General features: G+C 40.7%; 13 protein-coding genes. 8 read left to right on the top strand and 5 right to left on the bottom strand.

Going from position 1 to position 13,541, the window contains the following annotated elements:
* The first annotated feature begins 50 nt into the window (after positions 1 to 50).
* Positions 51 to 2,447, top strand: coding sequence for a phosphoketolase (locus HZL42_RS00710; RefSeq protein WP_219053812.1), 2,397 nt, complete (start codon positions 51 to 53; stop codon positions 2,445 to 2,447).
* A gap of 65 nt (positions 2,448 to 2,512) precedes the next feature.
* Here HZL42_RS00710 and HZL42_RS00705 read toward each other — a convergent pair whose 3' ends face one another.
* Positions 2,513 to 3,379: an RluA family pseudouridine synthase gene (locus HZL42_RS00705; protein WP_219053811.1), complete on the bottom strand. Its 867-nt coding sequence runs from the start codon at positions 3,377 to 3,379 to the stop codon at positions 2,513 to 2,515.
* A 97-nt stretch (positions 3,380 to 3,476) separates the two neighbouring features.
* On the opposite strand from HZL42_RS00705, the gene HZL42_RS00700 reads away from it, so the two are divergent.
* Positions 3,477 to 3,878 carry a hypothetical protein gene (locus HZL42_RS00700; RefSeq protein WP_219053810.1) on the top strand — a complete coding sequence of 134 codons (402 nt, stop codon included), beginning with the start codon at positions 3,477 to 3,479 and terminating at the stop codon, positions 3,876 to 3,878.
* A gap of 15 nt (positions 3,879 to 3,893) precedes the next feature.
* On the top strand, positions 3,894 to 4,376 hold the full coding sequence (locus tag HZL42_RS00695) for a hypothetical protein (RefSeq protein ID WP_219053809.1): 483 nt from the start codon (positions 3,894 to 3,896) through the stop codon (positions 4,374 to 4,376).
* Positions 4,377 to 4,408: 32 nt separating this feature from the next.
* Here the strand turns inward: HZL42_RS00695 and HZL42_RS00690 are convergent, their stop codons facing one another.
* Positions 4,409 to 5,128, bottom strand: coding sequence for an SAM-dependent methyltransferase (locus HZL42_RS00690; protein ID WP_255552509.1), 720 nt, complete (start codon positions 5,126 to 5,128; stop codon positions 4,409 to 4,411).
* A gap of 135 nt (positions 5,129 to 5,263) precedes the next feature.
* Positions 5,264 to 5,701: a helix-turn-helix domain-containing protein gene (locus HZL42_RS00685; protein WP_219053808.1), complete on the bottom strand. Its 438-nt coding sequence runs from the start codon at positions 5,699 to 5,701 to the stop codon at positions 5,264 to 5,266.
* Between the two features lie 132 nt (positions 5,702 to 5,833).
* Between HZL42_RS00685 and HZL42_RS00680 the strand changes: the two genes are divergently transcribed.
* Entirely contained in the window at positions 5,834 to 6,517 is a 684-nt protein-coding gene (locus HZL42_RS00680) for a type 1 glutamine amidotransferase (protein WP_219053807.1), read from the top strand.
* A gap of 50 nt (positions 6,518 to 6,567) precedes the next feature.
* A complete protein-coding gene (rny, locus tag HZL42_RS00675; protein ID WP_255552508.1) occupies positions 6,568 to 8,169 on the top strand; it encodes a ribonuclease Y in 1,602 nt (533 codons plus the stop codon).
* Between the two features lie 45 nt (positions 8,170 to 8,214).
* Here the strand turns inward: rny and HZL42_RS00670 are convergent, their stop codons facing one another.
* Positions 8,215 to 9,768 (bottom strand): bifunctional UDP-sugar hydrolase/5'-nucleotidase, encoded by a 1,554-nt coding sequence (locus HZL42_RS00670; RefSeq protein WP_219053806.1) that lies wholly within the window; start codon positions 9,766 to 9,768, stop codon positions 8,215 to 8,217.
* A 284-nt stretch (positions 9,769 to 10,052) separates the two neighbouring features.
* Between HZL42_RS00670 and spx the strand changes: the two genes are divergently transcribed.
* Both spx and HZL42_RS00660 read left to right on the top strand, forming a co-directional pair.
* Positions 10,053 to 10,451, top strand: coding sequence for a transcriptional regulator Spx (gene spx, locus HZL42_RS00665; RefSeq protein WP_219053805.1), 399 nt, complete (start codon positions 10,053 to 10,055; stop codon positions 10,449 to 10,451).
* Between the two features lie 73 nt (positions 10,452 to 10,524).
* Entirely contained in the window at positions 10,525 to 11,328 is an 804-nt protein-coding gene (locus HZL42_RS00660) for a Cof-type HAD-IIB family hydrolase (RefSeq protein WP_219053804.1), read from the top strand.
* A gap of 39 nt (positions 11,329 to 11,367) precedes the next feature.
* Here HZL42_RS00660 and HZL42_RS00655 read toward each other — a convergent pair whose 3' ends face one another.
* A complete protein-coding gene (locus tag HZL42_RS00655) occupies positions 11,368 to 12,330 on the bottom strand; it encodes a nucleoside hydrolase (RefSeq protein WP_219053803.1) in 963 nt (320 codons plus the stop codon).
* Positions 12,331 to 12,437: 107 nt separating this feature from the next.
* Here HZL42_RS00655 and HZL42_RS00650 point away from each other — a divergent pair, with 107 nt between their 5' ends.
* Positions 12,438 to 13,508, top strand: a complete 1,071-nt coding sequence (locus HZL42_RS00650; RefSeq protein WP_370629268.1) for a PrsW family intramembrane metalloprotease — start codon at positions 12,438 to 12,440, stop codon at positions 13,506 to 13,508.
* Positions 13,509 to 13,541: the final 33 nt, after the last annotated feature.

The following is a 13,541-nucleotide window of genomic DNA, read 5'->3' as shown; positions in this document are numbered from 1 at the left end:
TTATGTTGACGTTAATCTATGTATCTAATTTACTAAAGGAGTGTTATTAAATGGCAGAAAATTTCGATTCCAAAGAATATTTGGAAGAAGTTGACAAGTACTGGCGTGCTGCTAACTACTTATCAGTAGGTCAACTTTACTTGCGTGCCAATCCATTATTAAAGAAGCCTTTGACTTCTGATGATGTTAAAGTTAAGCCAATCGGACATTGGGGTACTATTACTTCCCAAACTTTCATTTACGCACATTTAAACCGTGCAATTAAGAAGTACAACCTTAACATGTTCTACATCGAAGGTTCCGGTCATGGTGGCCAAGTTATGGTTTCCAACTCATACCTTGATGGTAGTTACTCAGAAATCTACCCTAACATCTCACAAGATGAAAAGGGTATGGCTAAATTGTTCAAGCAATTCTCATTCCCAGGTGGGGTTGCTTCACATGCTGCTCCTGAAACTCCAGGTTCAATCCACGAAGGTGGGGAACTTGGTTACTCACTTTCACACGGTGTTGGTGCAATCCTTGATAACCCAGACGTTATCGCTGCTACTGAAATCGGTGATGGTGAATTCGAAACTGGTCCATTAGCTGCTGGTTGGTTCTCAAGCAAGTTTATCAACCCAATCACTGATGGTGCTGTTTTACCAATCATTAACTTAAATGGGTTCAAGATTTCTAACCCTACTTTATTAAACCGGATGACTGACGAAGAAATTTCCGATTACTTCAAGGGTCTTGGCTGGAAGGCTACCTTTGTTGAAAACGGGACTGACTTCGACGATCATATGGCTTACCACGAACAAATGGCTAAGGTATTGGATGCTGCTATCGAAGACATCCAAGCTATCCAAAAGCATGCTCGTGAAAACGAAACTCCAGATAACGTTAAGGAACCAGTATGGCCTGTTATCGTTGTTCGTACTCCTAAGGGTTGGACTGGTCCTAAGAAGAACCTTGAAGGCGAACCAATCGAAAACTCATTCCGTGCTCACCAAGTTCCACTTGACATCTCTGCTGACAAGATGGAACATGCTGACATGCTTGTTGACTGGTTGAAGTCATACAAGCCAGAAGACTTCTTAAACGATGATGGTACTATCAAGCAAGAAGTTATCGACATGGCACCTAAGGGTGACCAAAGAATGGCTATGAACCCTATCACTAATGGTGGAATCAAGCCAGAACCATTGAAGTTACCTGATTACCGCGACTTCGCTGTTGATATTGCAGCTGAAGGTCATGGTCAACCAGTTGCTCAAGACATGGTTGTATGGTCAAACTGGTTAGGTGAAGTTGTTAAGTTGAACCCAACTAACTTCCGTGCATTTGGTCCTGATGAATCAATGTCAAACCGTCTTTACGGTGTGTTCGAAAACACTAACCGTCAATGGATGGAAGAAATTGAAGAACCAAACGATGCTTACATGGCTAACCATGGTCAATTAATTGACTCACAATTGTCAGAACATCAAGCTGAAGGTTGGTTAGAAGGTTACGTTCTAACTGGTCGTCATGGATTCTTTGCTACTTACGAATCATTCGGTCGTGTTGTTGACTCAATGTTAACTCAACACTTCAAGTGGTTACGTAAGGCTGCTGAACAACCATGGCGTAAGCAATACCCATCATTGAACTTTGTTGATACTTCCACTGTTTTCCAACAAGATCACAATGGTTACACTCACCAAGATCCAGGTATGCTTACTCACTTGGCTGAAAAGAAGCCTGAATTCATTCGTGAATACTTGCCAGCCGATGCTAATACTTTATTAGCTGTTGGTGACGTTGCATTCAGAAGTTACGAAAAGATTAACTTAATCGTTACTTCAAAGCACCCACGTCCACAATGGTTCTCAATCGAAGAAGCTACCAACCTTGTTAAGGATGGTTTAGGTTACATCGACTGGGCATCTACTGACCAAGGTGAAGAACCTGACGTAGTTATTGCTGCTGCTGGTACTGAACCTACTTGGGAAGCTTTAGCTGCAGTTTCATTACTACACGATGAATTCCCAGAAATGAAGATTCGTTTTATCAACGTTGTTGATATCTTGAGACTTCGTACTCCAGAAAACGATCCTCGTGGTTTAAGTGATGCTAAGTTCGATCAATTATTCACTACTGACAAGCCAGTTGTATTCGCATTCCACGGCTTCGAAGACATGATTAAAGGATTCTTCTTTGACCGTCATAACCACAACGTTCACGTTCATGGTTACCGTGAAAATGGTGATATTACTACTCCATTTGACATGCGTGTTCTTAACCAACTTGACCGTTTCGATCTTGCAATCGAAGTTGTTAACGACGTTCCAGAATATGCTGTTAAGGGTCAATCATTCGTACGTCGGATGGAAGACATGGTTGCTAAGCACAATGCTTACATCCGTGACGAAGGTACCGACTTACCAGAAGTTAACGAATGGAAATGGAAGCCTTTAAAGTAATTAATCCTAACTATTAATTGCTAATAAGCAAAAAATGCTGAACCTTAATTGGTTCGGCATTTTTTTTACATAATGAAATCATCTGGAAGTGGGGCTTTAATTAAGTGGTGGTTCATTTCAAATGGTTGAATGAGGTCTAATTGAAACGAGTGGAGTTGGAGGGGGAATTCGCTGTCCTGATTATAGAGCGGATCACCCACTAGTGGATGGTGAATGGCTGCAAAATGAACCCGAATTTGATGGGTTCTGCCGGTTGCTAACGTAATTTGAACTAGCGTTCGATGATTGATCGTCCGGATTACCTGGTAGTGGGTAACCGCTGGGACGGCGTTAATGCCGTTGACCAATCGTTTCCGTTGGTCGTTAGGGTCCAGCCCAATTGGCAGGTCAATGGTTCCGTTGGCCGGTTTGACGATTCCATCAACCCACGCCAGGTAATTCCGCTGGATTTGTTTTTCACTGATTAAGCGGGTTAGAATTGGAACCACTACGGGATTCTTACCAAAGATGATGGCACCGGAGGTTTGTTGATCCAGCCGATGGATAATGTAGGGTTGTTGATTCTTTGGCGCGAGGTAACCAGCGACTTGGTTAATGGTTGCTCCGGATTCTCCCGGTTGATTGGGATGGGTTTTATCGCCCCGTCGCTTATTTACCACAATCAAATCATCAGTTTCATAAATTGGGGTAACGTAATCTGGAGCAGCAATAATGGGAGTTTGAACGGCTTGAAAATCAGACTGGTTAAAGGTTAAATCTACCGAATCTCCCGGATTGACCTGAAAGTTCATGGGTAAGTAGCGATGGTTAATCTGGACCCGTTGTTCCTTCCGGAGTTTATAAATAAGGTGTTTTGGAATTAAAAGTGACTGGCTGAGTAGCTCGCGGACCGTACTATTAGTCAGAGCAATTAGATGGTATTGCCAACTCAATTGAATCCCTCCTATATAAAAATAAAAATTAATGGTTGTGTAGCTGGATTGATTGTGGCATTGTTAGAATAGATAAATTGCAGAATGGATGGGACAAATGAATAATCGAGAATTGAATATCGGAGCGCTTTGCTCGTTGTTTATATACGTTTTGATTAATGTTACTATGTGGCTAGGTTCCTCTTTAATCACGGGAGAAGCCTTAATTCGCACCGTCTTAATTTCAGCTGTGTTATACTTAGTGCCGATTGGACTAGCTTACTTTAGAGCTCAATTTGCATATCATATATTGGGATTAATTATGGTTTTTTACACGTTAACGTTTGTGACTTCGGCCATTTTAATTACTGATTCTGCATTAAGCATCTGGGTGCGAATCATTAATTTATTGTTGGGTGTAGTTGGGGTTTTTGTTAGTATCGTCTGGTTCCGGATGGTCTTTAAGAATTCTCAAAAACGAGTTGCTAAACGTTTACGAGAACAACAAAACAAGAAATAGAAATTGGTGAAAAAAATGGAAATTGATGTTGAAAAATTTATTGATCAAGTTACTGATGAACAATTTAAGGCCACTAATTTTACCATTAAAAAAGCGGCCTTAGAAGCGGACCTATCAAAGGCATTCGCTCCCATGGTTAGCTTCATTGCCGAACAGATTCAATCGGATCAGATTGCGCAAGCACGGTTAATCGTGGAGGATGCGGATACGGTTTTTAAATTGGAAACTAACGTAATTAACTTACCATTTGATTACGTGAAGGCGATTAGTAAAATTATGTCGGGAGAAGGGGTTCAACCGGTGAACGTCTACATGATCGTTGAATCACCCGAGGTAAATCGCTCAAAGTTAAGAATTGATGAAACCGCAACTGCTGATGATTTTGTAGCTAGTCAGGCACAAATGGTAACCAAGGTGGTTGACTGGGCGCAAACGCAGTTGCATAAAATTGATTCTGAAGACGAAGCCAGTGAAGAAGAGGCTGACGAAACTAAATAGTTCAAAAAAACCTTGTCTTAGACAAGGTTTTTTTACTCTACAATGTACAGTTGATCCTTAATTAGATCAAATGGCTGATGGTGCAAATTAAGCTGCTTAGCGGCTTCTAAATCAACAAATTTAGCATTTTGCCAGAATTCCTTAGAATTAGTAGCGCCGTCCTTTTCACCAATTACAATTAAGCGGATTTTCCGTGGTGATTGCCGAATTGCTTGTAATAATTCCCAATCAACTGGAACCCCGTCTGGTGACCAACACATGATAATCGTGTCAACCGTGTCTTCATATTTATGAAAGGCCGCTAACGCATCCAATTTTTCAACCTCAGTCACTAGGTGTTTACCGGTTTCGTTTTCATTGACCCATGCCAGGCTATCGGTAACGTTAACGTTAACGTTGTTATTACGCAAACCCTTTGAAATATAGCCATTGCCAGCCATTACTTCTAAAACCATGTCGTTGCCAACGAAGTCCGCAATGGCCTTAGTAAACGGAGCGGAAATATATGCCCACATGCCGTATTCATTTTCTAAGTAGTCTCTGTATGAACGAAGCAGTTTATCTAATTTAGGTAATGCTTCTGAGTATTGATTCCAGAGTCGATCGCCATCCTTACTATCGGCTGGGAATTGACTATTAACAGCCGCAAAAATGGTGTCTTGGATATTATCCGGAAGGAGTAAGTATGGCATGTCTTGAGGTAAATTTCCGGCGTTTAGTAGTCGATCACTGATCAGGATGTTGTTAATCAAGAACTTAATTTCACCAAAGGCGCTAAATAAATCGGCGTACCGAGTGAGTTGCTCAATATAGCCGGGTTGATGGACAACTTGATGGTTCTTTTTTAGCTTTTTAATTAATTTTTTGCGATTAATAATGAACGCTCCTTATTCCATTTCTTCTGGACCGAAGTCAAGGTTTAATTCTTCTTGTTGGTTGTTTGATTGGCGCTTATTACTGCGACCTTCCTTGCCTAACATGTAAGCGTGAATTAATTCAAAAATTTCACGCTTGTCGTTTCTGGTAAGCATTTTTTCATCGAATTGAAGGTCGTTAGCACTGATTAATGACTGTGCAAGATCCTTAACGTTATCGTCATTTCGTCCAACTAAAAAGTCAATGCTGACGTCGAAAAAGGTGGCCAGTTTGATTAGTTCTGGAATGGAAGGTGAACGAAGGCCAAGCTCCCATTTCCCTAACTGGGCCTCTGTATTTGGATGTGGTTTAGCATTAAATTGTTTGTTTAATGCTGCTGCTAATTGACTTTGCGTCAAGTTATGTCCCCGTCGTAGGGCCCGTAGTCTTTGACCAAAAATAGATAACATAAAATCACTCCTTCATCTCATTATACAGCCAAAATGGCTTTCTGAATACTAGAAGGAGCCAAGTAATCGACCTGATAGTTAATTTTAGTTATAATTAAAGGGTACGAACTTAAATTAAAGAGGGTTATTAAAATGAAAATGTTAGTTTTACAACATAATGAAGTAGAAGGGCCGGCCTTAATTCAAGATTGGGCCGAAGAAAACGACTACGATGTTTTCACGGTTCGTCCTGATATGGGTGCTCGGATTGACAGCATTCGTTCCGATCAATTTGATCTATTAGTTATCATGGGTGGGGGCAACAGTGCTGAAGATAGTGATTCCTGGCTTGCTGATGAACGAGATTTAATTCACCGGGCTCATGCCGCTCACAAACCTATTTTTGGGGTGTGTTTAGGAGCACAACAAATTGCGCTAGCCTTTGGGGGAATGATTAGTAACGTAATCGTTCCGGAAATTGGCTGGTTTCCCGTCCATGCTTCTAAGCAAAGCCCAGTTGAAGTTCCAGAAGAACTAACGGTGCTCCATTGGCACGGTCAACAATTCACCCTGCCACCAGATGCTAAGCGGCTCTTTGCAAATGATATCGACCATAACCAAGGTTTTATGCTAGGTGATAACATTATTGGACTGCAATTTCACTTTGAAATGAAAGCCGAAAATATGGATGCCTTAATTGATTTTGACCATGATTTCATCTCCGCTACAGATGCACCCAACCAAGTGCAACAAACACCGTCCCAAATTAGTTCTGTATCAATTGATGGACAAAACAAAATGGTTCTTTACCAACTCTTGGACTCAATCACAAAGTAATTATGTTATCATGTTATATAGGAATTTAAAGTCGAAAGGGGGGAGTATTTTTGTATTTATTAGTCGGATCAGTGATGGTTATTTTAGGTGCAATCGGTGGAATTATTGCTAGCAACCGGCAAACAGATCAGAAGTTAGCCGCTGCCAAGCAAAAAGCCGATGATTACCTAAAGGCTAAGCTAACCCACATTCAAAATAAAAAACGGCGGATTATTCAGAAAAATCGGGAGCAGACAACTGATTACCAGGAAACGATTTTGGAAGATTTGGATACCCAACGAGCTGATAATCAGACCAAGGCAGTTCGGATTCGTCAACACGATGAATATTTAAAACAGTTAAGTGCCCGAATTAATGATGATGAGCTTCGCTATAATGAGCTTAAGGCCATTAATGCCCAAAATAAGGCGGGGGTAAAACAAACATTGATTGATGCTGATCAGCTAGTTACTAAACGCCACCAGGTGTTAAATGAAAATAGTCATTTGGATGATGACACCGTTAAGCGAATGGTTTTAGATAATACGGCTAACGAATTAAAGCGTGAACGCGACATCGAGGTGAAGTACCTTCGTGAGTCGACTGAAACTTACGCTAACCGAATTGCTGATAATGTTATTATTGAAGCAATTCAACGGGGCCCAGAAGATGTTCCAAGAAGCCACATCGAACGAAATGTTAACGTGCCATCAGCAGAAATTAGGAACCGGCTACTAAGTCATGATGAGCAGCACCTTCGTCTAATCGAAGCTTTAACCGGAACGAGCTTAATTTTTGACCCGGATGATTACTTGACCCTCCACATTGTTACCCATGACCCAATCAGACGGGAAGTGGTTCGACGGGCGCTCAATGCCTTGATTGTTTCACGGCAAATTAACAATGCTAACATTGAAACCCAGGTTAATACTGCTCGTCACAACGTTAATGACGAACTGCGTGAAACTGGTGAAGATGTTGTTCTTTCGTTAAAATTAGGGACAATGCATCCCGATTTAATGAAGATTATTGGTCGGTTGAAGTTTCGGACTAGTTATGGTCAGAACGTGCTTTACCATTCGATTGAAGTGGCCCAGATTGCAGGCGTAATTGCTAGTGAACTAGGGTTAAACCCTAAGCTAGCGCGCCGTGCGGGAATGCTTCATGATATTGGGAAGGCAATTGACCACGAAGTAGAGGGTACCCACGTTGAATTAGGGGTCAAGATTGCTGAGACATACCATGAGGATCCAATAGTCATAAATGCAATTGCAGCTCACCACGGGGACGTTGAACCAATTAGTTTGATTGCAACGATCATTTCTACTTCTGATGCCATTTCGGGTGCCCGGCCAGGGGCCCGGAGCGAATCAGTTGAAGAATATGTAACCCGGCTTAAGAACCTTGAAAAAATTGCGGATACCCAACCAGGGGTTAAGGAAAGTTACGCAATTCAAGCTGGGCGTGAAATTAGAATTATCGTTGACCCTAAGAATCTAAGTGATGATGCAATGTTGCAGATGACCACCAAGGTGAAGGATCAAATTGAAAATGATTTGACTTATCCTGGTAAAATTAAGGTTACGGCAATTCGGAAACTAAATGTGATTCAATACGTTGGTTATAATCCTAACCATCCGAAACGGAAGAAATACGCTAATGCGGCCAATTAAAAAGAAGGAACCATTATCGACTGATGATGGTTCCTTCTTTTTAATTTATTCAATTACTTTAAAATTGTGATTATTGGTTGCTTTGATGAATGGGTGTCTACGAAGGTAATTTGCAATTAGCTGACTCATCATTACTGAATCCTTCGCAATTACCTTATCGTTACTGTACATTGGGAAGTGGCCGCCCCCCGATGCGCGGTACTGGTTCAAAACAATCTTTAACTTCTGATCAGGACGAACCGGTTGGCCATGGTAGGTTAAATTAATAATGCGTTGACCCACGGGGTTGCTAACCTTAATGGTGTAGTCGACGCCCTCGTACATGTCGTAGTTATAATGCCTTGCTTTCGGGTAAACGAACGCCTCGTTAACAACGATGTGATGGTCCTTAATTGCAAAGTATTTCGCACTAATTTCCATGGCAGCTTTTAGGTCTGCGCCACTGATTTCTAGGACTGCTAATTTATTAGGATAGACGTAATTAGTCATGATATTACGCATCGTAATTGGATTTTCAAAACCATGGGCCTCATTATTAAATAGTGCGGTTGCGGAAATATCGACCCCCATGGTTTCCATTTGGACCTTTTGAATGAATTCAATAAAGCTAGTCTTATGAATGCGAGCTTCAAAGGCATCATCAAAATAGAGGGAACCTTCAATTTTAGAAAGGGGCTCGTCTAACCAATCATTGACCTTATGGCTAAGTGGGGCAATGTATTCTTGAATCTGTTTGTCAGGTTCATAATCAGCGGTTTTGACCAATTCAGCACTACTATCAACAACTTGATAACGGGCACCGACTTTTTCAATGTCTAAATCAATTTTACCCACAAATTCGCCCCGGTGCCCCGGCTGGGTCACGGGAACATCGAAGAGTTTTTCCGCAATCTTACGGTGTTGGTGACCAGTTACTAATGCATCAATTCCGGAGACATTCTTTAGCATCGCATAGCTTTCATTTTCAGAATCTTCAAGGGGTTCGGTCGCTTCGCCCTTACTATTACGTTCGAAGCCACCATGGTAAGCAATGATAACAACGTCGGCTTTTTCGCGAACGATGGGGACGTACTTTTTAGCTGATTCTTCAACGGATAGAAATTTTAACCCGATGATATTTTCAGAAGATTCCCACTTTGTTGCACCCCGGGTGGTCATCCCAATAATTCCGACGTTTACACCATTAACGTTTTGAATGGTGTAGGGGGCGCCCAAAACGTGTTGGTCGTTTTGGTCGACAATGTTGGCGCATAGAATTTGCCGGTCAGTATTGTGAATTGAAGTCTGCATATACTCCAATCCGTAGTTAAATTCATGGTTGCCCAACACACCGTAGTCATAATTCACCATGTTAAATGCATGGTCAATTTGGTCAGGTCCCGCTTGTTTTTTTATTTTTGCAATGTAATACGCCAGTGGGGAACCTTCCAAGTAGTCGCCATTATCAATCGTAATGGTATTATCATTCTCGATTTGTAATTTGTTAATGCATGAAGCTGCTCGTTCTAGTCCGAATGGTTTATCGTTTTGAGCACTAACGTAGTTAGTAGGCTCAATAAATCCATGGGTATCACTAGTTGATAGAATCGTTAATTTCATACATACACCTCCATTACATTAATGTTTAGTTATTTAGAATTATAATCGGAATTAACTTTAATGTAAATTTTTTTTATACCAGACATTCAAATTAGCCGTTATTTTAACCGTTAGTTTTTATAATTTACTAAGTTAAAATTTTTAATAATTAAGTGCCAGATTGGCTTGACTATGTGATTATCTATGATAATATAAACTTGATTATAAGTTAAATTTGGCTTATTGCACATTTTTGACTTATAATCGTCGGTATATCCAGTACACTTATAAAGGAGTGGATGTTCATGTTAAATCTATATGTAGCACCTAGTAGTGCATCAAGTCGGAAAGCTCGCGCTTGGCTTAAGGAACACGATATTCCTTTCAAGGAACGTAATATCAATTCCAATCCATTGAACGCTAATGAAGTAAAACAAATTCTTCGCTTAACTGAAAATGGTAGTGAAGATATTATTTCAACTAGATCTAATATTTTCAAGAAGCTAAACCTTAACTTAGATGACTTATCAGTTTCTCAACTTATTAAATTGGTTGTGAAATATCCTGATTTAATCAGACGTCCAATCATCTTTGATGATAAGCGCCTAGAAGTTGGTTATAACGAAGAAGAAATTCGTCGCTTCTTACCACGTAAGGTTAGAGAAGCTGAATTACGTGAATTAGAAGCTCAATTGGGCGCCTAATTCCGTAGTTTGACCCTAAGCATTAATTTCTTAAATGAAATTAATGCTTTTTTTGTAATAGGAGAGATTAAAAATGATCAAAATGATTGCCTTAGATTTAGATGCGACATTGTTAACTAGTGGGAAAACAATTAGTGAATTTAATACCCAGGTCATACATAGGCTCCACGCTGCGGGTCTAAAAATTGTTATTTGCACTGGTCGGCCAATTAATGTAATTCAAGGCTACCTCGAACAGCTCGGGTTGAACCAACCCGATGACGATACGATTACATTCAATGGATCACTGGTGATTAATAATGATACCCGGCAACCACTGTTTAAATCTGGACTGCAAAAAGAGGACTTTCAACCCATCTACGACTTTGCACGAACGAATGATTTTCCGTTGAACATTCTCGACTTTGATTCCATTTATGACCTAACCGAACTGGTGCCATCCCAATACCACACCGTGATGAATGCAGACGTTCAGTTTATTGCCAAGACATTTGCAACGCTCCCAGATGATCAACTATATAGTAAGGCGATTATGTCTGATGACCCAGCAATCCTGGATCGGGCTAGAAGTCAGTTTAATAACGCCGGCCATTATCACATCGTGCGCTCCCAGCCGAACATCTTAGAATTTCTTGCTCCACACATGAATAAGGCGGTGGGCCTTAAGGCGCTATTAGACCATTTTAACTGGACGTTTGATAACTTAATGGCGTTCGGGGATGCTGAAAATGACTTAGAAATGCTTCAGTCAGCTGGAGTTGGGGTGGCAATGCAAAATGCCCAACCAGCGATTAAGCAGATTGCCAATCATACCACGGAATTCGACAATGATCATGACGGGGTAGGACGCTTCTTAGAACGATTTTTTGCTAAATAAAAAACCGCCTTTAATCGGGCGGTTCATTAGCTGAGGACTTTATTTATTATTCTTAAATAGGGTGGTTAAGTAATCCATAAATGTGGCTAGATAACGATCAGCATCAACTTGAATTGCTGCACTAACTGACGGATGCGGATCATCTAGTCTGGTGTTATCACCAATTGTCCGACCATATGTTTCATTGTCGGTATTAACGATCATGTCAATGTCTAACGTTCGAACGAATGATGGATCTTCAGCAACCCCAACTGCTAGTGGGTCATGAAGGGAACATCCATCTAAATGGGGGTATAGTTCAGCGTAGATATCAATGTAATAATCAACGATGTCAGCGAACTTAGCACCGGCGTTGGTGCCTAAATCACGCCATTGTTGGGTTTCTTTTTTGGTTAATAGGGTTCTAAGGGTAACGTCTAGTCCCACCATTGTATCATGAAGTGGACTAGTCAAGACCGTATTTGCTGCTTCGGCATCTTGATTGATGTTAGCTTCCGCAAATGGCGAAACGTTTCCTTGAACCGTAAGGGCTCCACCCATTAGGGTAACGTCACCGATTAAATCGACGATGCTGGGGTCCTTTTGAATTGCAGTTGCAACGTTAGTAAGGGCTCCGGTCGGAATAATTACTAAGTCCTTTCCGTATTTATGAGCCGATTCAATCATAAAATCAACGGCACTTTGTTCTTCTGGTTGGCGGGTTGGTTCTGGTAGTTCAACGTCCCCAATCCCATTTTCACCATGAATGTGGGCGCTAACTGGCATCCGGTCAAAGTGATCTTCATTAATAGCATGGGCTTCCCCAACAAATACCGGGATATCTGTGTGGCCAAGTAGTTCTAAAATTTTTAATGAATTTTTGGCGGCACCACGAACCACTAAGTTCCCGTAAGAACTGGCGACTCCGATTAGATCTAATCTAGGGGCCGCAACCGCGTAAGCGAGTGCCATTGCATCATCAATTCCAGTATCTAAATCTAAAATTACTTTTTTATTCGTCATCATCATTCTCCCAAATCAATTTTGAACATAAAAATTAACTATCCAATGTAATAATACTTTAAAACGAACTTAAACACAAACAAAAATCGTATGAAAGGGATATTTAAGTGGTAAAAAACAAACTAATTTCGCTGGTTCACCAAAAAATGATGTCAACCACCTTAATGGGAGTCCAACGGAACTATTCTAGAATCAAAAATGATATTAAGCATGAGGCCCACCGTAGTAATGATTTTGTTGAAATTCATCTTTCATTGCTGTTTCAGCAAGTATTTCACCGGCATTCTAGGGATGAGGCGGATCGGATTATGATTGCCGGAACCAAGTTAACAACGCCGTCACTTGCAAAGGTTTCTTCAGCGCCTGTTAAACCGTGGCTATTTTCACGATTCTTTTCAATTCTAACGGTTAGCTTCGCACTTCTTACTATGTTGTACCTGGTTTTTGGCAGTGATAAAGCAATTCCAGGAATGATGGTGGTGGGATCACTAGTGGTTCCCTTTTCAATTCTAATCATGTTTTATGAAATGAATGTTTACCGCAATATTTCATTAATGCAGGTTAATACTACCTTTTTAGTGGGTGGGGTGGCTTCACTGATTGTAACGATGATGCTATATGATGTGATTCCATCTGGAAACGGAATTTCACTAGGGTCCGCATTGCTAGTGGGGATAATTGAAGAAACTGCAAAAACCATTATCATTGTGGTTTTTATTAACCGGTTTAAGTTGAATTATATTTTGAACGGAATTTTGATTGGAGCTGCAATTGGAGCTGGATTCGCGGTCTTTGAAACCTCTGGTTACACTAATGAATTCGGATTATCAACCATCTTTGTCAGAAGCTGGCAAGCAATTGGTACGCACACCATTTGGTCCGCCATTGTTGGGGCTGCGGTTATTCTTGGCAAGCGACGGTATCATCAATTTACGCTTCAGGATGCCATCACTAATTTTCACTTTATTGGATTTTACCTAATTGCAGTTTTACTACATGCTTTTTGGGACTGGCAGTTGCCAATTAGTTGGTTCAGTGATTTTTACATCCAAAAATTTATCTTAATCGCGGTTAGTTGGATTGTCATTTTTATTTTAATTGATTCTGGATTAAGAGAGGTTAGAACCCTTCAAGGTCAAATTATCCGGCGTCATCAACCTCGGCATAGAAAAAAATAGTAAACCAAACGGAAGCTTGGTTTACTATTTTTA

Origin of the sequence: Lactobacillus sp. Sy-1 (genome assembly GCF_019303535.1) — a bacterium.
GTDB lineage: Bacteria > Bacillota > Bacilli > Lactobacillales > Lactobacillaceae > Nicoliella.
This window is presented reverse-complemented; position numbering and strand designations above follow the sequence as displayed.